The following is a 22,197-nucleotide window of genomic DNA, read 5'->3' on the forward strand; positions in this document are numbered from 1 at the left end:
GCAAACAGAGTAGACAAACGTGTCAACATGGCCATGCACACCAACGAACTACCAGAATAGAATTCTGCGGCCTTGTTGAAACCCTCTGGTGATGACATCTCAGCCCGTTTTGCCGAGATACTTCGCCCTTCCTCTTGAAGACGACGCTCACTAAACCAACTGTAGAGGATTACGGCCAGTCGTCCGGCAACTCGTCCTGATGGTCGCGCATCAATCTGAGGAGCGGCGCGATCTTCTTGAACCGAGCGCCGCGGGTGATAGTACTGGTATCCCGATCCCAATTGATGAATCCTGCGTCGGCCAGTTTTGGGAGATGGGCGTGATAGAGTTGCAGGTGTAGCAGGTCACGCGCGTCACCATCCTCCTCGTGCTCATCAGCAATCGACTCCGAGGTGATGTCGTCCTCGTCCTGCGGATTGTGTTGTGCAACGGCCACGAGAATGCGGCGGCGGTACTTGTGGCTGAGTATCTCGAACAGTTCACTCAGTGAGCCTTCATTCTCCTCGATTGTTTTTGCTGACATTTGCTGATAGCTCTTGTTGCGAAATGCGTCACTTAGTGATGCGTTCCGCGCAGGCGATGCGCGAAGAGAAATGGATGACTGCGAACGGGTACTCCCGTTTCAAGCAGGCCCACCGTTGGAGCTAAACGCACAGTGTGTGCTGGGTTCCGTACGGTGGCTTGGTTCCCGAGAGACAAAAGGTTTGTGAGTATTTAGCATGGCATTCGAGTTGATGTAGAGTAGTTCCAGTAAAGCTACCACCTCTTCACCATCCCGTAATTGTCGGCATCACATCGGTTCGCTAGTGGGCTCAACGACGACGAGCGCCCGCTCGATAGTATGCACGACGCACTTGATCGAAGGAGGCGTAACTTCGGGAGTGAGTCTATCAACCTCCGCTACTCACTCGTTGTGTTTCTCAGCGAGGGTTTCAACAATGCCGTCAAAGCGAGTCTGGGCGATCATCCGAAAGTGGATCTGACCAGGGCTTACCCCTGGGCCTGACGGATGAACTCGTCGAGTGCTTCTTCGACGAGCGCCGCAACCCGTTCACTATATCGCCAGAGTGCAGCGTTGAGTCGCTCTTCGGTCTCGTCGTCGAGGTCGTCTGCTCCACGAAGAACGGAGTCTTTGGTGATCTGTGGGTGGTACACACAGACGACGCCGAGTGAGGTATCCGAACTCGAGGTTCCCGCTGTGTGAATCCCGTACTGATCGGTTCCCCAGACACCATCGCCGCCCTCTCGCTCCAGTTCAGAGTCGAGCGCGTCGAGCAGTTGCATCTCTTCGGACGAGAGGATGGAGTCGTCACCCTCGAACAGTTCAGTGTACGCCTCCATTCGGGCATTTCTCGTCCACTGGTCCAACTGGGACCGCGCACGGAGTACGAGCTGGCGCTCGTCTGGAAATTCGGCCATGGTTCTAGAAGGACCGCCAGGTCAATCAACGTTCGTACGGTGGGTCAGGGCACCAGGAGCGATGATGTGCCTGCGTTAGGTACACAGCCAACCGTTTGATTGTCACGGTAAATCTGTGCTAGAAGACCCGTGACACGCGCTCTTGGCCAGGGTATGACGGGAGGGACGCTCTCTCAGTCGTCGTACAGAACGCTCCCGTTCACTACCTTCTCCAGCGAAGGTGGCCCCCCACGTTATGCACCTAGGCGACCTACAATGGGTCATGACAACAATTGTCTACCGAGGAGTTGATGACACTGTCTCGGAGGATGTCGACGACGAGCAACTGAACTATCGAGAAGACCACTGGCAGATTCATCACGGCGACGACGAGTACACGTACATCCCGAGAGAGCGTGTCTATACGGTGCAGATGAACGACCCGCACGTCATAACAGACGAGTAGACACACGGTGAAGAGAACGCTCTGGAATCAGAATCTGTGCATTTCACACTCCCCAGAAGAACGCGATCCCGACGACAGTGACCACCGACAGGAGCAACTGTAACGGCGCACCAACGCGGATGAAGTCCGAGAACGTGTAGCCACCAGGCCCGTAGACGAAGAGATTCGTCTGGTAGCCGACCGGCGTCATAAATGCCGTCGAGGCGGCAAACGTCACGGCGAGGACGAACGCGAATGCGTTCGCACCGATCGACTGGGCTGCGCTGGCCGCGACAGGAATCATCAACACGACGCTCGCGTTGTTACTGATGACGCTCGTCAACAACCCGGTCGCGAGGTAGAACACCCAGAGGACCCCGATCGGTGGCAGGAATACCGCTGTCGAAGCGACGGCATCGCCGAGCAGTGCCGCAGCCCCGGTTTGCTGCAGGGCGATGCCGAGTGGGATGACGCCTGCGAGCAGGAAGATCACGTTCCACTCGACCGACGAGTAGAGTTCGGTCGGTTTCAGGACGCCGGTGAAGACCATCGCCACGACCCCTGCTAACGCAGAGACGACGATCGGGAGAATGTTTAGTGCTGGCAAGGCGACCACACCAGCAATGATGCCGACCGCGAACGGAATCTTGTCGCTCCGATAGGTCACCTCGTCGAACTCGTGGGCGACGATAAAGTCCTCGTTCTCGACGAGTCGAGTGAGGCTATCGGGCGGTGCCTGCACGAGGAGCGTGTCTCCGACCCGGATACGGATGTCTTCGAACCGGTCTCGGACGACGTCGCCGCGGGTTCTGAAGGCGAGGACGTTCGCGTCGTAGCGCTGTCTGAAGGTCGAACTCGCCAGGGTTTCGCCGACGAGGAACGAACCGGACGGAATGACGACCTCAACGAGGACGGGTTCTTCGTCCTCCGGATGTAGGTCCGTTTCAGTCCGGGGGCCACCTGCCAAAGTGAGTCCTTCCGCATCCATGATCCGTTCGAGCGTCCCCCGGTTCGTCCTGAGTCGGAGCGTGTCGCTCTCGCGGATCTCCTTACGAGCGAGCGGTTCTGAAAAGCGCTCACCGTATCGGATCAGCTGTAACACGTCGATGTCGAGTTCGTTGTCTCCCAGTGCCTCCTCGACCGTCTGCCCGATCAACGACGAGTTCGCTGGCACGACGACGTCTGCGAGGTACTCTTGGAGGGCGTACTCTTCGACGAGGTCTTCGTCGGCGGGAATCCGTTCGGGGAGCAGTCGAACGCCAACCGTCATCAGATAGAGGGAGCCGACCGCGAACACGATGAGACCGAGTTTGGTGAACTCGAACATCCCGAACGCGTGCAGACCAAGTTCGGGAGACTCCGCCCCGAGTTGGGCTGCGATATCGCTCGCGAGGATGTTCGTCGACGTCCCGATGAGTGTCAACGTGCCGCCGAGCATTGAGGCGAACGACAGCGGCATCAGTAATTTCGACGGTGAGGTCTTCCCGTTGTGTGCGAGGTCGTTAATCACCGGGACCAGAATCGCGACGACCGGCGTGTTGTTGACGAGGCCCGAGATGGGGCCGGTGATGCCAATCGTCGCCGCGAGTTGCTTGGGACGGTTGGCCCCCGCGAACGCGGCCATCTTCCGGCCGAGCAGCTGGACGATGCCGGTCCGGTTGATTCCGGTACTCAGGATGAGCATCGCCAGAACGGTGATCGTGGCCGGATTCGCAAATCCCGAGATTCCCTCCCGCGGAGAGATCTGTGTCCACGGTTCGAGTACCATCAACAGCACCATCACCAAGATGGCGGTGACATCGATTGGAAACCACTCCGTGGCGAACAACACGAGCGCGAGCAGAATGAGGGCGAAGACGACGAGCATCTCGGCCGTTACTGACGGGAAGCCGAGACCCTGGACTGCCAACGAAACGGTAGAGAAGACCACACTAAATAGAGACGTTGACGCGGGATAAGGACTGGTATGTACACGAGCGAATTGATTAGAGCAACACTTCGTGCACTGCTTTGGGGTGGAGTCCCGAGGCAGTTCACTCGTCGTCCGTCTCCTGTATTTCCTGTGCCTCTCGAATCACGAGTCGTTCGATTCGAGTATCATCGACAACCTCGACCTGAAGAACGTACCCGTTCGCGTCGATCTGATCGCCCACTTCAGGAACTCTGCCGAGACGACTGAAGACCAATCCACCGATTGTCTCGACGTTGTCGCTCTCGAACCGAGTGTCGAGCCGGTCATTCACGTCCTGAATGGGGACTCCTCCATCGACGACGTACGTCCCGTCGGCTTGCTTCATGATGGATGGCTCTTGGGCTCGTGTGTCGAATTCGTCCTGGATGTCACCGACGATTTCCTCGAGAATATCCTCGATGGTTACTATACCCTCGAAGACACCCCATTCGTCGATTACGACGGCCATCTGTCCTTCCTCACGCGTCTGAAAGTCGGCGAGGACCTCGTCGATCCGTCGCGTCTCCGGGACTGCGAGGATCTCTCGTGCGAGTTCGAGAGCGGTGATCGAGTCACGATCAGCCTCGGTTTCACTCGCTCGCAGGATGTCCTTAGCGTGGACGAATCCGAGCGGCTGGTCGCCGTCCTCGTCGAGCACGAGATAGCGCGTGTAGGTCCCGGCGGCGGCAACCGACCGGAGTTCCGAGAGCGGCATCGAAGCGGGCACGGTTTCCACGTCTGGACGCGGAACCATGACTTCGCGGGCGACCGTATCCCCGAGTTCGAAGACGCTCTCGATCATCTCGACTTCGTCGAGGTCAATGTGCCCCGTCTCCTCCGAGCGGGTGAGGATCATCCGAATCTCAGATTCGGTGTGGGTTTCCTCGCTCTCGGACGCCGGGGAGACACCAGCGAGGCGGGTGAAGTAGTTGGCCGTGCCGTTGAAGACGATGATACCGGGCACGAACACGTAGTAGAAGAATTTCATGAGTGGGGCGACGAGGAGCGCGACACGCGTGGCCTCCTGGATGGCGAACGTCTTCGGCGCGAGTTCGCCGAACACCACGTGGAGGAACGTGATGAAGCCGAATCCCAGGACGAACGCGACGAGGTGGACCGTTCCCGACGGAAGAAACTGGCCGAGGACGGGGTCGATGAGTGCTGCGACGGCCGGTTCACCGATCCAGCCGAGACCAAGCGAGGAGAGCGTGATGCCGAGTTGACTGACAGCCAGATAGTCGTCCAGATTCTGGATGACCTCCTGGACGAGTGCTGCCCCCGGTTTCCCGCGTTCGACGAGTGCGTTCACCTGCGTGGGACGGACTTTGACGAACGCGAACTCCGCAGCGACGAAGACCCCGTTCATGATGACGAGGAAGAAGGCGAGGAGCAGTCCGCCGAGAGAAATCAGATCAACCATACTCGATATTGGACGCCTGGACACTTGTAGGAACGGATACGTACTCGGCTTCTGCGGTCAGCGTTTCGACGAATCGCTAGTGACTGGGACGTCGAAAGCGACTGGACTATCTCCACATCGGCTCTAGATTGTCTGCTCGTGGGAGGGAGCGATAGATGGTTCTGTCGAACGTCTGCCGATTCACCACCGGTCCCACTGGAACACCCGTTCGATAGGTGTGGGTTACAATCACACGTGGCGCTTGCTAGCCACTGCTTCCACAGATGCCCGTGACCGTCGCTCTAGATGCCGAGCCACTCGTCGACCCTGACCTGATAGCCGTTCGCCCGACAGAACTTCGCCGCCTGTCGGCGCACAGCTCGGGACGAGGGAAGCTTCTCTTTCTCGTGGATTTGGTCGACGATCCAGTCGCTGATAGCTGTGATCCCTTCGTCGTCGTCATCGGCGTCGATCGATTCGAGTTCCTGGAACGTCAGCTCGTAGGCTTTGCGCTGTGTCCAACTGAACTCCGTATTTCCCAGCGTCTCACTGGCTTCGACGACTCGTTTCATCGCCGCAGCAATTGTCGGCCGCTGTACCTGCACTCGCACGGCAGCCGGGGAGTCGAACGTCTCGGCCTCCGTTGCTGGGACGAGATCCTCGATCGTGTAGGTCCCATCGATCGATTCGATCGCGCTGTCACCGACCGTCGCGACGATCTCAGCCCCCGTCGCCGGGAAATCTATTGTTTCGAGTTCCGCCTCGAGATCACCGAGTTCCGCCGCCTCGACCGGTGGCTCTGTTTCGTCTCCCCGCTCCAGTTCAGTGGCGACCTCACGCTCTTGTTGGCGTCTCTCTGCGTCTCGCGCTTGCTTGTCTCGCCCGCTCTTATTATCTGCCATTTCATGACCTAGGCTCTCCAGTCGGATAGTCCTGTGGTGGAGGATAGGTGCGCCTGGCGTTCACGCTGGGTGCAGCCGAATCATTCGCTACGCAGGCGTCCTATTTTCCTCGATAAGTTCGAGGGCCTGACGCGAGACGATGTCTTGATGGGTATCGACAGCGTCACCTCGAAGTACGGCGACATGACCGTTATCAAGGCGAGTGTCGAGCTGCACGAACACAAGGAGCAGTCACGGGGTGTTCCGATGGTGCTGGCCCGCATCCGTCTCGTCACCGACTGAGGCTACTTCACGGCAGACGGTGAGGGCTACGGCGCGACACACGCCCTCCGTCTGGCGGCCAACGCTATTGAGCGACAGCTCCTCAAGGGCAAGACCTACGCCAGTCGAAGAAGCATCCGAACCCGGACGCCCGGGAGCAACTGTACGGCTGGTGGCTCGGCGCCTGATAGGACAGGCAGACGCACAGGTATTTCCGTCAGGGAGCAGTAGTTGGGGTAGTTCCAGTTCTGTATCTGTCTCGACGACGTGGACAGCCGCGTCACTTCTTTCGAGTGCAGCCTGGACGGTGACTACTGATGAAATTGATTGTGAAGCCACTCGACAGGCAGAGTGCAGGCAAGGGTATCGCAGCGATAGACCGCGAGGCGATGTCGGAACTCGGCATCGAAAGCGGTGATTTCGTCCGTATAGACGGCGACAGCGGCACTGCAATCGTCCGTGTCCGACCGGGACAGACCGGCGAGCGACAGCGCGGGGTCCTCGGTATCGACGGGCAGACGCGGAAGGCTATCGGCGCACGCCTCGACCGGCTCGTCTCGGTCGGGGCCGCCGACGTGGAACCAGCGGCGACGCTGTCGGTTGCGCTCCCCGAGGGTCTCCAGATTCGAGGGAACCTCTCCTCGTATCTCCGCGAGAAGCTCGCCAACCGGGCCGTGCAGGCGGGCCAGACCATCCCGCTCTCGCTCGGACTCGGCGCGGCGATGGGGCGCTCGAACCGCCGGATTCCGATACGCGTCGTCGGTACCGACCCCGAGGGAACAGTCGTCGTCACGGGGTCGACCGACGTCGAGGTCGTCGACCGATCTACCGAGGCCGTCGACGCGGCGGGCGACGTCGAGAGTTCGGCTGCCGAGCTACCAGGCGTCACGTACGAAGACGTCGGTGGGCTGGACGACGAGCTCGACCAGGTGCGGGAGATGATAGAGTTGCCGATGACACACCCCGAACTGTTCCAGGCGCTCGGTATCGAACCGCCCCAGGGCGTCTTGCTTCACGGCCCTCCGGGGACTGGGAAGACGCTGATAGCGAAGGCGGTCGCCAACGAGATAGACGCCAACTTCTCGACTATCAGCGGGCCGGAGATAATGTCGAAATACCACGGCGAGAGCGAGGAGCGACTCCGTGAAGTGTTCGAAGAGGCCGCCGAGAACGAGCCCGCGATTATCTTCATCGACGAGATCGACTCCATCGCTCCGAAGCGCGACGACACCCAGGGCGAGGTCGAGCGCCGGGTCGTCGCCCAACTGCTCTCGCTGATGGACGGCCTCGAAGAGCGCGGCCAGGTGACTGTCATCGGGACGACGAACCGCGTCGACTCCATCGACAACGCCCTCCGGCGCGGCGGGCGATTCGACCGCGAAATCGAGATCGGTGCGCCCGACACACAGGGCCGGAAGGAAGTTCTCCAGATTCACACCCGCGAGATGCCCATCGCCGAGGACATTGACCTCAACACGTACGCCGACAACACGCACGGCTTCGTCGGCGCGGACCTCGAAAGCTTGGTCCGCGAGTCGGCGATGAACGCACTCCGGCGCGTCCGCCCGGACTTAGACCTCGAAGGCGACGAGATAAGCGCCGAGACGCTTGAGACGCTCGAAGTCACTGAAGGGGATTTCCGTTCGGCGCTTCGGGAGATTGACCCGAGCGCGCTCCGAGAGGTGTTCGTTGAGAAGCCCGACGTGACATGGGACGATGTCGGTGGCCTCGCCGAGACCAAAGAGCGACTGCAGGAAGCCATCGAATGGCCGCTCGCTTACCCCGACGCCTACAAACAAGTTGACCTCCAGTCGACGAAGGGGATTCTGCTGCACGGACCGCCCGGCACCGGCAAGACCCTGCTCGCCAAGGCAGTCGCGAACGAGGCACAGTCGAACTTTATCTCCGTGAAGGGCCCCGAGCTGTTCGATAAGTATGTCGGTGAGAGTGAGAAAGGTGTCCGGGAGATATTCGAGAAAGCGCGCTCGAACGCGCCCACCGTGATATTCTTCGACGAAATCGATGCCATCGCCAGCAAGCGCGGAAGCGGTGGCGGGGACAATCAGGTCGGCGAACGCGTCGTCTCGCAACTGTTGACCGAACTCGATGGGTTAGAGGAGCTCGAAGACGTGGTCGTGGTCGCCGCCACGAACCGGCCAGACCTCATCGACGATGCGCTAACGCGAGCGGGCCGCATCGAGCGCAAGATAGCGGTCGAGGTGCCCGACGAGGCGACTCGGCGCGAGATTCTGACGATTCACACCCGCAAGCGGCCGCTGGCAGACGACGTGGACCTGGACCAGCTAGCCGCCGACATGGACGGTCTCGTGGGGGCGGATGTGGCCGCGCTGTGTCGCGGCGCGGCTACCGCCGCCGTTCGCGAACACGTTCGCTCCCAGTCCGGCGACGAACCGACGGCCGTTGAGGATATTGTCCTCACCCAGGCACATTTCGACGCGGCACTCGCAGAGCTGACAGACGAGTCATAGGCTGTGACGGCCGTCGTCTCCTCATGGCGTGGGCAGATTTTCCTGTACGCTTTTCGGAAGCCGATTGCCGGTCGGGTAGCGCTGTGAAAGCGTAGCGGGCACAGGTGATGCGTCCGCGTCACCCGAACGCAACGTTCCCATTCGAATTGCTGATTTTAGAGGTGAGCGTCGGCAAGGCCTCAAGTACCCGCGTTGTCGGTCTTCGTCAGTTATCGCATACGACAGCTCTCGAGAATCTGAACGACATCTCTGTAATCCACAGTCACTCGCGAGCACCCGCCCGTTGACTCAGAGATGGTGAAGGCCGTGGAACCCCTGCGGTTCGACACCGTTTCTAGTGAGCGGTCGTTTGGTCGGTGGGCGGAGGAGTCTCGGTACTGAGAGCCTACTTTTCAAGAACCCAAGCCATATCGGCGTGCGGACACTCCGCCTTAGGGAGGTTCTCAACTGATGGATCTGCTCGATTCGTTCGGGGCGTTAGTTAGCGCGGACCCTCACACTCACCCAGACGCAGAGCCATTCGACGAGTTACGTGCGAGCCAGCTCATTACCCTCATCCTCGATATGGACAGTACTGCCGGGAGCAGTGTGCCGATCGACCTTCTTGCCGCGAAGATGATTCAACGTGCACACTGCGACACAGTGGTTATCGATGGAACGGATCCAGAGTGCATTCTCACCGCTGTCCAAACCGGCGAATTCGAGGGGACGAGAATCATCTCGGATGGCGACGATGACACGCCACCGGCTGAACCATGACATTTGTTAACTCCGTGGAGAACTACATCTGCGTATGTCTCGTTACCAAGCGTCCTTCGAGATAGACTCAAAGACCGATTCGTACGCCGCTCGACGCATTCTGGAACGAACATACGATACGATTCGAGAAGAATCACGGAGCGTCAGAGAGGGGTCGGACGACGCCGACGAGCTCCTGGAAGCGTTCCGGACGCTTCGAGACGCAGCGAAACAGCCGACGGCGGGGAAACTGACCATCACCTACGAACAATACGATGACGAATTCGAGAACTGAGCTCGCAGAACATCCCTCACCGGGAGAGATACGCAACCTCAGTCTGCAGTCCGCCAGCGTCCCCCAAGTTCTTCACGTTCGAAATCGTTATGTTTTCCATCGCGGAAGACGGTCACACGACCGTTCTCTTCGCTCAGCGTTACGCTGGCAAGGACCTCTTCTCGCAGGGACACCTCTAACGCGCTGAGATGTTTGGTTCCCATCCAATCGGCATAAGCGAGGGGTGGCTCTTCGACCACTTCAGCAGCATTTGGAGTCCGAACGCGAACCATCTGCTCTTGGATCGTCCGATCCGCAGCAATAACGACTGCCCCATCGCAGCTGAATGCCACGTTGCGGGCTGCGTCGATGAACTCATCGGATGAGATGGCGACTGACCGACACTGGTCGACGGGCCACCTATTGTCCCCCAGCGGATCGGTGTATCTACCGAAATCGATGTCAGCGACGATAATAAAATAGAGACTCGGTCCGGTCACATATGGTTCGTCCCACCGGTTGAATGAGAGACTCAAACTCTCTGCGACATATCTGAGAATGTCGATAGTTTCTGGAATCGTGGCATACTCCGCTTGACCGCTGTTGGATTCTATGATAATTCTCTCACCGGTATACTCGATTTACGTTGAGAATCCGTTTGAATGCTCTGCCCGTAATTGAAATCACCAGAACACTATCCGCATCCGGGTTTGGTAGAATGTCTCATTCACCGAAGAAGAACAGGCGATTGTCCTTATCACGTCGATATTAGGTGAACTGTTGTCATTCTTCCCCCTCGCCGAAGAGTAAGTACTGGGCAGCACCAAGTGACGTTCAAACAGTATGCACGAGACTGGATTCTTGGTCCCTATTCGATATCCACTTCAAGAGGGGAGCGTCCGAACCCTGAAACGAGCGATTGAACTCGCTGATGAATATGAAAACGCTCACCTGTATATCCTCTATGTGAATCTCCTCCACAAAGGTGTACACGTTGAGCGAGATGACCTTGTTCGCGCAGTCAAGCAGGAGTTCGACTCACTCCCGAACGCGAGCTATCACGTCCGAAATGCGTTCTTGCTCGAAGAGGCCATCCTTTACGAGGCCATTCAGCAAGATGTAGACTACGTCGTCATCGGAAAGGACACCAGAGCACGGTGGCGTCAGATACTCTCCGACCGCCTCGACATTGACACAGATCTCGAGGTGTTCTTGCAGCGCCATCTGAACACGAAACTGGTAGTCGTGTAGCCACAAACACCTCTCTGTGGGTTCACGGTCGAAAGCGTCCCCTCGCCGAAGACAGGAATTCACTTCTCCCGAGTAGTCTGGTACATACACGGACCAGACGCAAATGTGAGTAACAAAGCCGGTGTTGAGTACACCGCCGCTACCGACACCTCCACTATCTATCTATCTATCTACGTCGTACAAACACTCATTCGCCTTGCACCCCTTCTAGGACCATGGCCGAGTTTCCAGACGAACGACAGCTCGTTCTTCGGGCGCGTTCCCAGTTGGACCAGTGGACGAAAAGTTCCCGGATGGAGGCGTACGCTGAATTGTTCGAAGGTGACGATTCCCTACTGTCCCCTGAAGAGGTGCAATTGCTCGATGCGCTCGACTCCGAACTGGAGCGAGAGGGCGGCGATGGTGTCTGGGGAACCGATCAGTACGGGATTCACACGGCGGGGACCTCGAGTTCGGATACCTCACTCGGCGTCGTCTGTGTGTACCACCCACAGATCACCAAAGACTCCGTTCTTCGTGGAGCAGACGACCTCGACGACGAGACCGAAGAGCGACTCAACGCAGCACTCTGGCAATACAGCGAGCGCGTCGCGACACTCATCGAAGAGCAACTCCACGAGTTCACCCGTCAAACGCAGAGTTAGGCCCCGGCTCAGATTCGGCCCCGCATTGATAGGTAGTTGGTTTACAGGCGGCCTCGTCTTTCCACGAGTTGATTGCGGGGAATCGACTGCTCGAATGGCACTCGTGGCTTACTCGTTCTCAGATTGCTCGAGCACTCTGATTGTGCTCCCTATTTCATCGACTGGCATCATCAGCCGCGTTTCGTAGAGATCGTGCATCTCCATTGGCGAAGGCCATTGAGTACGCTCGACGACCTGCTACCCCTCCGAGATGTACCCGTGGTGTTCTCACCGACGAGCGTCCACACAGTTATGCGAATCGCGCGCGTATTGGAAAGGATGCCAGACGACAAGCGGAGTCGAGACGATAACACAGACGACGAACAGCGACAACAGCCGGAGCGAGAGGTAGAAGAGGTGCGTGACCGCGCCCGTGAAGACCGGGCGATGAGCGGTGACCTTGGCGGAAGGCTTGGTGACCTCGATGATGTACTCGACGCCCACAGCTACCCAACCTCGACAAACGAGCTGGTCGAGGCCTATGGCGACTACGAAATCGAGACACAGGGCGGAACGGAGTCCCTCGAAGAAGTGCTTGCTCCAACCAACGATCAAACGTACGACTCCGCCGATGATGTTCGAAGTCGAATACTGGGACTGATACATCGATAACGAATCGACTCGCGATGTGCTAGACCACCGGCACGGACTAGTATCTCTAACAGTCCATTCAGAGGAGTACGACCTGCGCCAGTCCGAGGAATATGAAGAATCCGAGGACGTCAGTCGCGGTCGTAATGAAGATAGTCGCCGACGTTGCCGGATCGTACCCGAGTCGATCCAGTACGAGCGGAACGAGCGCGCCGAAGAATCCGGCGATGACGAGATTCAAGACCATCGCGATGCCGATGACCACCCCTAACAAGGGACTCTGGTTGAACAGGGTGGCGATGGCGGTCACGATACTACCGGTGATGACGCCGTTTGCACCCCCAGCAAGCACCTCGTTACCGATGGCGCGTCTCCCTGTTCGAAGCGAGATCTGCTCTAGCGCGATTCCACGGACCGTCACGGCCATCGACTGCGTGCCGGCATTCCCACCCATCCCGGCGACGACCGGCATGTAGATCGCCAGCAGCGTCAACGCCGCGATTGTGTCTTCGAATAACCCGACAGTCGCCGCAGCGAGAAAGGCGGTCCCGAGGTTGATGATGAGCCACTTGTACCGTCGGCGAACCTTCTCGAGGGCGCCATCGAGAACGCTCTCCTGCTCGTCGACACCAGTGAACTCATAGAGCGTCTGACCGGCCGCTTCCTCGATAGCCTGCAAGAGGTCGTCCGCGTAGATGACTCCGAGAATGCTGTCGTCTTCGTCGAGGACGACGATTTTATTCTGCGGGTTGGCCCTGAACACTTCTATGACCTCCGAGTCGGGTTGTTCGTATCGAACCGTGGGAGCGGGGCGAAGATACTCGGTGATGACCGTCGGTCCGTGGCCAGCTAGGGCCAGGGTATGACCGGGTAACTCCCCCAACACCTCGTCGCCATCGGTGACCAAGACGGTCGGGAAGCGCCCTGTTCGGGCCTCGTGGCGGCGGACGAGCCGTGCCACCTCTTCGAATCCCTGGTCCTTGTCGACGGTGACGTAGCCGAGATCCATCATACCGGCGGCGCTGTCCGGACTGAACTTCAGGAGGAACTCGATCCGCTCTCGTCGGTCGGTATCGAGCTGACCGAGCACTGCCTCTTGAGTGTCCCCGTCGAGCAATCCGATCGCGTCGGCCGCATCGTCGGGATCGAGACGGCGGACGAATCGCCGTACTTCTTGGCGATCCATGTCGTCGAGTACGTCTCGCTGGATCGACTCTGGGAGCTGGAAGAATAGGACTCGTTGTCGTGTCCACGGTAGTGCCTGGAACTCCGCACCTGGTGTCTCCGAGGCAGCGATCTGCTGTTGGACATCGATCGTGAGTTCTTGCATACGGTTACCTCGTCTCGCGTCGCACGAATCCCAGAGATCGACGTGACGGAGCGGAATCCGGGGGGTTTGAACCAATAGTAAGGGAAACGCTGCACATAGCCCTCCCTACCCCCGAGATCGTTCGTGTTCCGGGGCAAGGTTGAGAAACACGTCGTTCTCTGTCCCACACTCCGGACAAGTATGCACGAAGTGAAGGCCGTCCTCATCACGCTTTTGTATGCGCCACTCTGACCGGGCACGGGCGACATTTCCACACTCCTTGCAGCGTTTTGGATGATCTTGGAGGTACGTCTGCATGAAGTCGATGAACGACTGCGTTCCATGGCGGTGCGTCGGCATACTCTACTCATACGATGTGTATGCGTATCAGCGTGTTCACCCCTTTGGCACTATTTTCCCCCGAGCCACCAGCCGTAGAGCTGTTCCTGCTCGTCACTGTCGGGATGCTTCTTCGACTGGCCGTAGGTCTTCCCCTTGAGGAGTTGGCGTTCGACCGCGTTCGCGGCAAGACGAAGCGCGTGGGAGGCACCGTACCCCTCCCCATCGGCCGTGAAGTAGCCACGGTCGGTGACTAGTCGAATCCGCGCCAGCACGAGTGGTACGCCCCGACTCTGTTCTTTATGCTCCTGTAGTTCGATACTGGCCTTGATGACGCTCATCTCACCGTACTTCGAGGTCATGTTCTCTATCAGCGCGGAGACCTCGTCGTAGTCGATCCCTTCTAGCAAGTCGAGTCCGAACACTTGCACGGCGTTCCGGTCGTCGCGTTCCCAAGTAAGCGCCTCAATGACGTCCGTCTTCGTGATGATACCGACCGGCTCACTGAAGTCGTCGGCTGTGACGACGAGCGAGGAGATCCCCTGCTCGAACATCGTTTCGACGACCTTGTCGAGCGGGGCGCTCCGTTCGACCGTCGCGACTGTGTCGGACATCAGATTTCGCACCGGCAGATCGAGCAGGCGGTCGGCGTCGCCTTCGCGGGCACCGAATCCACCGTGGCTGCTCCCAGAGCGTCCGCGGCCACCGAAACTCCCCGGCGAACCACCCTGGCTCTTGCTCCCGCCCCGCGTGGTAAACTCGATAACGTCGTACAGGCTCAACATTCCCGCGAGGTCGTCCCCGTCGACGACGGGGAGATGAGCGATGCCGGCTTCTCGAAGCATATTGAGTGATTTCCCGATCGTGGTCTCAGGGGTCGCACTGATCAACTCCGCCGTGTAGGCGTCGTCGACGGTCGCCGCGTCGAGAAACGGGCGGACGGCCTCGAGAACGGCATCGCCGGTCACCACTCCGACGGGACGGTCGTCATCCAGTACGGGAAGCGTTTTGGCATCGCTGCCGATCATGAGCCGCGCGACCTCGCGGACGTCCTCGGTACGTTCGACAGTCGGGACGTGCTGTACCTGTGAGCCGACCTTCGCAGACGGCTGGTTGGACGAGGACGCTAGCTGTCGGCGACTAACGACGCCGCGATATTCGTCGCCGTCCGTTACGACGACGGCATCGAGTTCTTGATTCTCGAATGCGCCGGCGACCTTCGAGAGCGGCGTCCCAATATCGAACTCGGTGAACTTTGTGGAGAGGATCTCGGAGATATCCATGAGTAACTCTCTAGTGGAGGGGGCCAGGACGGTTATGCCTGTCTCACCCCTGATTCGAGTGGTTGAGACGTACGAAGGGCTGCGTTAGGGCGACGAAGGATGCCAGCAGTCTAACGAGAATGGCATGTGATTGATGGAGAGTATTCGTTTGTGAAGCCAGTATATTCTTTCTCCTGCTGCTCGCTTTGATTTCACACAGGCAGTGTGATAGCGGTTTGGAAGATGGACATCTGCAATTGACCTCCTCCCGCGCCTAAAGTCACGAGAATCCCACCATGGGATTTCAGGCCGAGCGCGGCCCTAAGGTTTCAAGACGCATACGTTCCAAGCGTCTCTTGCTGGGTGTCAGCATCGGCTTGGCTATCTTGTGGGACGGTCAAACGTCCCCCTTCCTCAGCCGAGTCATCGCCATTCGTGTGTTCTCTTGAATGGCTCTCTCCGCCGAGGTAGCGGTCTGCAATATTGAGCGCGGCATTAACGTCTGCTTGGTACTCCGAAACCCAACACGCCGAGTTGGAACACTTGAACGTCGCCTGCTTCGGACGGTAGCCCTGTTCTCCACAACAGTGGCACGTCTTCGAGGTGTACGCGGGATTCACCGTCTCCACACGAATCCCCTTCTCAGCCGCCTTGTAACAAACCTGAGCGTGCATCTTGGCGAACCCCCATCCGTGAAGCCGTCGGTTCATGAACGCGCCGTAGTCCATGTTCTCACGGATGTGCGTCAAGTCTTCCAGAACCAACACGGGGTTCTCAAATTGGTTGGCGTAGGCGACGACCTCCGACGTGACCGAATGGAGGATGTGGTCGATGTGTCGCCACAACTTGTCGCCGTAGGATTCAGCGATACGTTCGCTTCCGCGTTGCTGAAGGCGTCGAGTCGCCGTGAAATACGTCTCACGGAGTTGTCGGACTCGCTTGCCTTCGTCGTTCCAGAGGTTGGGTGCAGTCGGGGAGCCGCGCTCGTCACGGTGACACACCGTTATCAAAGAGGCTTCCCCGATGTCTACCCCAATCGGCGTCTCCGCCGAACTGGTTTCTCGCTCCTCTACGTTTCGCGTGGCGACGATGTGGAAGTACCACTCACCGTCCCGGTCGAACAACCGACATTCGCCCATCTTCGCGTCTCCCGCGTGCAACGCTTCCAGCCACTCCCGTTGTTCGGGATTCGGTTGGGCTGGCAACCAGAGGTTGTAGTCGTCGTGATGCGGGATTTTGACGTACCACTCGATGGCGTTCTGTGGCTTGTGGTCGAGCTTCGGCCCTTCGTTCGTGAAGCGGACAGGGTGGTCGTCGTGAAGCTCTTTGGCGTCGTAGCTTCCACCACACAGTTGCGGGACGTACTTTTTGAGCGCGTTCTTCGCGTACCCGCTCAAGTCGTAGTTGACCACCACGTCGTTGGCCGCCGACTGTGAGGTACAGTTGGCGTTGAACGCGGCTTCAAGAGCGGCTTGGTACGCTTGCTTCGTCTCACAGAGTTTCCGATGCTTGTGGGCGTTCGGTTCCACAAGCTTCAGTTCCAGCGTCTCGGTGAGTTCTGTCACTGTTCATCCGCCTCGTGACGCTGGATGTACTTCTCGACAGTTTCACTCGAAACGTGTCCTGCTGTCCCTGCGTAGTAGCCCCGCGCCCACTTGATTTTCTCGCCGTCGTGGTCGGCGTAGCGGTGATTGTATTTCCGCGAACTGATGCCTTTGAACCAGTTGGCGAGAAGTGACGGAGCGTGTTTGGGTGGACTACTGACGAACAGGTGGATGTGGTTGGGTTGGACGGTGAGGTCGATAATCTCCAAGTCCTTCTCGTCGGCTATCTCGTGGATAATGTCCCGCACACGGGTTGCAACGTCACCGACGAGTACCGACTGGCGGTACTTCGGTATCCACACTATGTGGTAATTAAGGTCGTACGTTGCGTGCCGTGTGGTCTTCATCCGTACTACACACTATTCCCCTGAGGTATGTTAAAATTATCGTACACGGTGGGAAATCCAGCCGTACCATCATCGGTGGAAATGTACGCTATTGTCCGCTTGACCCGCGCCTGAAGACGCGGGTATGCGCTCGCACTATGTATCACGCAGCGTTTGACCGAGAACTATTCACGCTTGACGAAAACTATCGAGTGCGAGTCAATCCGTCATTCGAAACGCAGAGTGACTTGTTACAGCGAACGATTATCGACAGAGCAGGCGAGCGAGTCTCAGTTCTCGGGGAGAGCCTGAACCCGAAATATCTCGCTAAACATAATTCGGGGCTTGCGTGGGTGTGAGTGGCGGGCGTCGAGAACGTCACCATTCTGGGCATCGTCCAAACAGTCTCAACTCTATCAGAACCGGGTTTTATAGGTCGCAGAGTCTCCAGTGTTCGTATGACATATGGACTCCAGCCTTCAGAAGAATCTGATGGTACGATCATAGTAAAAGTCCTCAAGGACAAAGAAGAAAGCGAGAAGATTAGATGTTCATCCTATGTGGAAGCGATTGAGACGGTAACAGAAAAGAAGGACTCAGCCACCGTTACGAAAATCGTTGATCGGGATGGTCAAGTCGTGTTTACTTCCAGTGAGATGGATATACGCGACTGGGAAGTCGAATGGAAGAAAGAAAAACGACGACAATCAGTGAACGTAGAAGCCCATGACTGTCCATACGATGATAGGGCCTGTTTCTCCGATGACCTATGTGTACAATGTAAAATGGACAAAGTACAAGATCAGTATTAGACACCTCGAATAGCGCAACCACGAAAAAGCGAGAACCTACTACCAGTCCTTCTGAAAACAATATGAAGGAGAGGATGACGGCAAGCTAAAACTGCGCAGTGGTCTGCTCGAAACCCCCGGAAGGAAACCTCTTGGAACCACAGTAGTTAGATTCACAACCACATTTCTCGTTGCAACCGAGTTACGGGAGTTCAGCAGTCGCATCGATGAGTTCCTCTTCAGTTCGCCAGCGATGCAGTCGGCCTTCTTGGTCAAAGAGGTCGAACACGCCATCCTGCATCCATCCAAATGGATGGTTTTCATCCTCGTACTCTCGCTTGAGGACGTGACTCTTAGTGAAGTACTCGACTGTACCAACAAGTAGGCCTTGTTCCACGAGGAAGTCACTAGGTTCCTTCTCAGCGACACCTACCAGAGACGTCACGATATCCGCAATCAGACAGAATTTCTGGATGCTGTTGTCCCACTCCCCGCGAATATCAACCATTCTGAAAGCATAGGCGTTCGTCCGGCGGTTCAGTCTATCAACGACGAGATTCAGTCGGCGAATAGGTTCGCGATCGTAGTTCCTGAGTACGAAGTACGACCGGTCGTTCTCGTAGACCGGTGTGAGTTCGCTTAGTGCATGGAGGATTTCCTCGTTGTCCGCTAGCGAAATCTCCTCCTCGTCGAGTTGGGTTTTCGCACTCTTCAGGACTTCATCAGGAACAGGCGACTCCTCTTCAGTTATATCAAACCGGTCTCGTTGAGACACGATATGGCTTGTGGAGTAAATTACGAGGTAAGGTACTGAACTATTGCACGCTCGATTTACTCCGAGGTAATTTACTCAAGGGTGAACTACTTGCCTCACCACTACGTAGTGAAGAGTATGAGCACAGACCTCGGAACTACCGACGGGACCGAATCCCGCGAACTCGTTCACTTCGTCACCCAACAGACACGGTTCGCGCTCATCAACAATATCCTCCAGCATCCCAAGCAACTCCCCTCGATGTACGAACTCGAGGAACTCAATCCGAGCGTCAGCGAAGCCACCGTCTACAAGCACATTCAGAAGTTAATCGACGCCGGTATCGTCGAAGAGGTCTCCCTCGATGACGATGAGCGCCGTCAGGGGTACCCCTGGAAGTTCTACGGACTCACCGAGGACGGACGAGACTTCCTCGAAGCGCATAATCTCCTTGCAGCAGAGGAGACGCTCCAACAGATCTACGAGACGATTTCCGACAAGTCCGAGAAGATGGTCAAATACGAGAACGCCCCACGCCCCACCCTCTCGTAGTTCTTTTATCTTTTTGCGAGGAGAGAATCCTGCCGTTTACGGCGAGGAGGATGTCACCGAATATCAAGGATTCGCCAAATTCTCAAGCAGAGCTAACTCGGGAGTGGCGAAACTCCACACCCCATAACACTTGTCTCCACAGCATATTTTCTGCGCCTGCAAGGGGTGCAGGCGCACTCGGACAGATAGCGTCTGAGAGAGTGACTACCAGTGACGACAGACATCCAGAGACAGATTGAAGCCGCTGACGAAGACTTACTGAACTGGCTTAGGACGTACGCCGATGCGGGCGTCCCCGAACTCGTGCTAATTGCTCTCCTCGAAGCACACGTTTCTCAAGCCGAGAGGAACGGATACATCCCGCGAACGCAAGCCCAGAGACAGAGCGATTGCAACCAAGATGGTCGGTATAGATGATTTCGGTTCTTCGTCGAATCATGAAGACAGGCGCTCGCCGCCAGACAACTGTTTGTGAGTGCCGTCGATGTGGCACAACGCTCGACACTACCAACTCGGTGTGTCCATACTGCGGACTAACGGACGTCGTTGAGTACAACCTCAGTTGACGTGCTTCGAGTCAGAATTTCATCAGAGAGTTTGTTTTGTGCGCGCCAGCGAGCAGTGCTGGCGCACTGTTGCGTTTCGGAAATACTCGTAGAAACGAGGTCGGTGCCTCGTTTCAAACGAATTCAGAAAGACCCGGAGCTAGAAATGATAGAGACTACCGAAAACGTACTATCGCAGGAACGTCCCAGAAATACTTTTGGTGTTGGGCGACTTCCCAACAGGTGACGGATGGGCCACGAACTCACACACCAGTATACCCATGTTGAAGCTGGACTCGTGGAGAACGTCGTGATACGACGAACGACAGACCGAGATCCGTACCCGTCCGGTTGGAAGTATACGCTTCATCTGGGAACACTCGAAGACCTGACGCTCATCCGGTACGACAACGCTCACGAAGCAACCAAAGGCCACGAACTCCATACTGCCGCAGGCGACACGGACGTCTAGTTTCCCGGCATGGAGGCACTCGTCACCGAGTTCTGGGCGAGCGCTGACGAATACTGGGATGCGCTTGGCGGCACGCCACCACGACCGTACTGAACATAACACAGTAACCAATCATGACTACACTACACATCACTGTCGGCGACCGAACAGACCTCCAAGAGGATACCCTTCAGTTCATTCAGGACGCCGAAACTGGTATTCAAGCTGGACAGGAAGACCGGGCGGTGCTTCAGTTTGGGACCTACGACGACCTCGTGGAGAGTCTCACTCCACTCCGTCTCGAATTAATCAAGACTATCGCGGAAGAACAGCCTACGAGTATGCGTGCGGCCGCTCGACTTGTCGAGCGAGACATCTCTGACGTTCACTCGGATTTGAAGCGATTGGAGGTACTTGGGATACTTGACCTCGAAGAAGGTGGTGCTGACGGTGCTGTCCAGCCTGTCGTTCCATTCGATAAGATCGAGATGCATATCGACTACCCACTCATCGACGACCTCGATACGGATAGCGCCCCTGCGAGCGCGGACTGACGTTTCCTGTTCAGTGCGGGGCGTGTTTTTTTGCGCGCCAGCGAGGGGTGCTGGCGCGAGTCGGAGTACTGAGACAGCGTTGTGACTGTGAGAGTACTGCGTCGGCAAGGTTACCAAAATGCATCTCGTAATCTATGCGCTCGTAGACGCATCGACCGAAGACGAAGCCCTTGCAGCAGGAAAATCCGCGTTTGCTACCCTTGTTGGCTCTCGGTACGCACCCTTCGACTATTACGTGACATTCGACGAGGAAGGGACGACGGTCGCGGGGAAAGCCCGCTGGGGTGACCTCCCAACTGCCGCGCGTCTCGACTCACCAGCAGGCGAAGAACTCCTAGAAGTGGCGTGGACCGCAACCGAGCGAGAGTTCGAACGCAACCTCAAGAAGATAAGAGACGGCCTTTCTGAATTTGATGACGAAGAGATAATGCGGGATACTGATCTCGTCAGGCACGCGTGTTATGCGCTTGGAGCGTACCGTGGCCCGGCTGTTCACCTGTACACTGAAACTGGAGATGGAATCCGGGATGCGGTCCACTTAGAAGAGGTTATAGATCGTCTCGAAACACCATGGATTGTCCCTGCGGACGTGCATTACTGATTTTCTCACGGAGGATATGAGTAGGCCAGTTTCCCGAAGCGAAAAGGGGAACGGCGTAAGCGTTCACGAACGCCCCAGTTTCGGGAGATTGGGTCACCCACACTGCCGGATTAACCAACAGTGGTCGTCCATTACTACGTTTGTTGGTTAACAGCGAATACGTCCTTACGCAGACATCGAGTTTCCAACTGTAATAGGGATAGAAAATGAGCTACTTCTGAGAGAGCCTATGATTCGCCGTCAGTGAGCCGTATTTTGCCGTTCACTTCGTAAATATACCCGCGATTCTGGAGTTCGTCCAGTGCCGCACTGATAGTTGAGGACTCGAACCCCTCCTCGTCAAGGTACGCTTCTGCGGTCTCCTGAGCCACCCCGTTCGCTGTCGACGCTACCTTTGGTTTCAGGGCTGCAAGCACTTCTTCCGCGTACGTAGGCAACGGTCGCGATGATGGCGGCCCACCCATTAGGTGGTGCTACGAACGGAACCCACAAGAACACCAGCATTTCTATCATAAAAGATAGAATTCGGCCAGCATCACTCCTGCACAACCACGGTCTAAGTGAAGCGACCCACCCCACATTTCCAACGTTCTCAGAGGCAACTCCTTGCATCGAATTGAGATGGAACAATGATCGGGACACACCATCGCTCCCTGAGTGCTTGGCACTCAGTGACTGCGGATACAGAAAGTGGAATCTGACGAAGCCTATCATAATTCCAGATTCA

At 57.2% G+C, this 22,197-nt stretch carries 22 protein-coding genes and 2 pseudogenes; 13 read left to right on the plus strand and 11 right to left on the minus strand.

The genetic code is table 11. The annotated features are described in order from the left end of the window. Positions 1-169: 169 nt before the first annotated feature. On the minus strand, positions 170-523 hold the full coding sequence (locus tag F7R90_RS20910; RefSeq protein WP_225741388.1) for a DUF7344 domain-containing protein: 354 nt from the start codon (positions 521-523) through the stop codon (positions 170-172). 467 nt (positions 524-990) lie between these two features. After that, the gene (locus tag F7R90_RS20915) at positions 991-1,419 is read right to left on the minus strand and encodes a DUF7539 family protein (protein ID WP_158059520.1); all 429 of its coding nucleotides are present in this window, start codon (positions 1,417-1,419) and stop codon (positions 991-993) included. Between the two features lie 262 nt (positions 1,420-1,681). Here F7R90_RS20915 and F7R90_RS20920 point away from each other — a divergent pair, with 262 nt between their 5' ends. Next, the gene (locus tag F7R90_RS20920; protein WP_158059521.1) at positions 1,682-1,864 is read left to right on the plus strand and encodes a hypothetical protein; all 183 of its coding nucleotides are present in this window, start codon (positions 1,682-1,684) and stop codon (positions 1,862-1,864) included. A gap of 43 nt (positions 1,865-1,907) precedes the next feature. Here the strand turns inward: F7R90_RS20920 and F7R90_RS20925 are convergent, their stop codons facing one another. The 3 genes from F7R90_RS20925 to F7R90_RS20935 form a co-directional block, all read right to left on the minus strand. After that, complete coding sequence (locus F7R90_RS20925) at positions 1,908-3,773, minus strand: SLC13 family permease (protein WP_192498523.1); 1,866 nt, start codon at positions 3,771-3,773, stop codon at positions 1,908-1,910. 103 nt (positions 3,774-3,876) lie between these two features. Then, positions 3,877-5,214 (minus strand): hemolysin family protein, encoded by a 1,338-nt coding sequence (locus tag F7R90_RS20930; RefSeq protein WP_158059522.1) that lies wholly within the window; start codon positions 5,212-5,214, stop codon positions 3,877-3,879. Positions 5,215-5,495: 281 nt separating this feature from the next. After that, the gene (locus F7R90_RS20935; RefSeq protein WP_158059523.1) at positions 5,496-6,095 is read right to left on the minus strand and encodes a DUF5789 family protein; all 600 of its coding nucleotides are present in this window, start codon (positions 6,093-6,095) and stop codon (positions 5,496-5,498) included. A gap of 108 nt (positions 6,096-6,203) precedes the next feature. Here F7R90_RS20935 and F7R90_RS20940 point away from each other — a divergent pair. The 4 genes and pseudogenes from F7R90_RS20940 to F7R90_RS20955 all read left to right on the plus strand — a co-directional run. Then, positions 6,204-6,544, plus strand: a pseudogene (locus tag F7R90_RS20940) (CBS domain-containing protein); the annotation flags it as partial. Between the two features lie 129 nt (positions 6,545-6,673). Then, the gene (locus tag F7R90_RS20945; RefSeq protein ID WP_158059524.1) at positions 6,674-8,845 is read left to right on the plus strand and encodes a CDC48 family AAA ATPase; all 2,172 of its coding nucleotides are present in this window, start codon (positions 6,674-6,676) and stop codon (positions 8,843-8,845) included. A gap of 450 nt (positions 8,846-9,295) precedes the next feature. Beyond that, entirely contained in the window at positions 9,296-9,604 is a 309-nt protein-coding gene (locus F7R90_RS20950) for an amino acid kinase family protein (protein WP_158059525.1), read from the plus strand. A 34-nt stretch (positions 9,605-9,638) separates the two neighbouring features. After that, complete coding sequence (locus F7R90_RS20955) at positions 9,639-9,878, plus strand: hypothetical protein (protein ID WP_158059526.1); 240 nt, start codon at positions 9,639-9,641, stop codon at positions 9,876-9,878. Positions 9,879-9,916: 38 nt separating this feature from the next. Here the strand turns inward: F7R90_RS20955 and F7R90_RS20960 are convergent, their stop codons facing one another. After that, positions 9,917-10,357: a hypothetical protein gene (locus tag F7R90_RS20960; protein ID WP_368408588.1), complete on the minus strand. Its 441-nt coding sequence runs from the start codon at positions 10,355-10,357 to the stop codon at positions 9,917-9,919. A 343-nt stretch (positions 10,358-10,700) separates the two neighbouring features. On the opposite strand from F7R90_RS20960, the gene F7R90_RS20965 reads away from it, so the two are divergent. The 3 genes from F7R90_RS20965 to F7R90_RS20975 all read left to right on the plus strand — a co-directional run bounded on the left by F7R90_RS20965 (position 10,701) and on the right by F7R90_RS20975 (position 12,403). Continuing rightward, a complete protein-coding gene (locus tag F7R90_RS20965) occupies positions 10,701-11,108 on the plus strand; it encodes a universal stress protein (RefSeq protein WP_158059528.1) in 408 nt (135 codons plus the stop codon). Positions 11,109-11,323: 215 nt separating this feature from the next. Further along, a complete protein-coding gene (locus F7R90_RS20970; protein ID WP_158059529.1) occupies positions 11,324-11,752 on the plus strand; it encodes a DUF7539 family protein in 429 nt (142 codons plus the stop codon). A 318-nt stretch (positions 11,753-12,070) separates the two neighbouring features. Further along, on the plus strand, positions 12,071-12,403 hold the full coding sequence (locus F7R90_RS20975) for a DUF5789 family protein (protein ID WP_158059530.1): 333 nt from the start codon (positions 12,071-12,073) through the stop codon (positions 12,401-12,403). Between the two features lie 58 nt (positions 12,404-12,461). Here the strand turns inward: F7R90_RS20975 and F7R90_RS20980 are convergent, their stop codons facing one another. From F7R90_RS20980 to tnpA, 4 genes are all read right to left on the minus strand, one after another. Further along, positions 12,462-13,712 (minus strand): magnesium transporter, encoded by a 1,251-nt coding sequence (locus F7R90_RS20980; protein WP_158059531.1) that lies wholly within the window; start codon positions 13,710-13,712, stop codon positions 12,462-12,464. A gap of 389 nt (positions 13,713-14,101) precedes the next feature. Next, the gene (locus F7R90_RS20990) at positions 14,102-15,313 is read right to left on the minus strand and encodes a CBS domain-containing protein (protein WP_158059533.1); all 1,212 of its coding nucleotides are present in this window, start codon (positions 15,311-15,313) and stop codon (positions 14,102-14,104) included. A 308-nt stretch (positions 15,314-15,621) separates the two neighbouring features. Then, on the minus strand, positions 15,622-16,857 hold the full coding sequence (locus F7R90_RS20995) for an RNA-guided endonuclease InsQ/TnpB family protein (protein ID WP_158059534.1): 1,236 nt from the start codon (positions 16,855-16,857) through the stop codon (positions 15,622-15,624). Further along, positions 16,854-17,243 carry an IS200/IS605 family transposase gene (gene tnpA, locus F7R90_RS21000; protein WP_158059535.1) on the minus strand — a complete coding sequence of 130 codons (390 nt, stop codon included), beginning with the start codon at positions 17,241-17,243 and terminating at the stop codon, positions 16,854-16,856. Before tnpA ends, F7R90_RS20995 begins: the two co-directional genes overlap by 4 nt. Before the next feature lie 437 nt (positions 17,244-17,680). Between tnpA and F7R90_RS21010 the strand changes: the two genes are divergently transcribed. Further along, positions 17,681-18,034 carry a hypothetical protein gene (locus F7R90_RS21010; protein WP_158059536.1) on the plus strand — a complete coding sequence of 118 codons (354 nt, stop codon included), beginning with the start codon at positions 17,681-17,683 and terminating at the stop codon, positions 18,032-18,034. A gap of 181 nt (positions 18,035-18,215) precedes the next feature. Here the strand turns inward: F7R90_RS21010 and F7R90_RS21015 are convergent, their stop codons facing one another. Then, entirely contained in the window at positions 18,216-18,764 is a 549-nt protein-coding gene (locus tag F7R90_RS21015) for a hypothetical protein (protein WP_158059668.1), read from the minus strand. Between the two features lie 141 nt (positions 18,765-18,905). Between F7R90_RS21015 and F7R90_RS21020 the strand changes: the two genes are divergently transcribed. The 4 genes and pseudogenes from F7R90_RS21020 to F7R90_RS21035 all read left to right on the plus strand — a co-directional run bounded on the left by F7R90_RS21020 (position 18,906) and on the right by F7R90_RS21035 (position 21,470). Then, positions 18,906-19,319 carry a MarR family transcriptional regulator gene (locus tag F7R90_RS21020; RefSeq protein ID WP_158059537.1) on the plus strand — a complete coding sequence of 138 codons (414 nt, stop codon included), beginning with the start codon at positions 18,906-18,908 and terminating at the stop codon, positions 19,317-19,319. 795 nt (positions 19,320-20,114) lie between these two features. Then, a pseudogene (locus tag F7R90_RS21025) lies at positions 20,115-20,429 on the plus strand (toxin-antitoxin system TumE family protein). 20 nt (positions 20,430-20,449) lie between these two features. Further along, positions 20,450-20,869, plus strand: coding sequence for an HVO_A0114 family putative DNA-binding protein (locus F7R90_RS21030; RefSeq protein WP_158059538.1), 420 nt, complete (start codon positions 20,450-20,452; stop codon positions 20,867-20,869). A 118-nt stretch (positions 20,870-20,987) separates the two neighbouring features. Beyond that, positions 20,988-21,470: a hypothetical protein gene (locus F7R90_RS21035; protein WP_158059539.1), complete on the plus strand. Its 483-nt coding sequence runs from the start codon at positions 20,988-20,990 to the stop codon at positions 21,468-21,470. Positions 21,471-22,197: the final 727 nt, after the last annotated feature.

Origin of the sequence: Halorussus halophilus (assembly GCF_008831545.1) — an archaeon.
Lineage (GTDB): Archaea > Halobacteriota > Halobacteria > Halobacteriales > Haladaptataceae > Halorussus > Halorussus halophilus.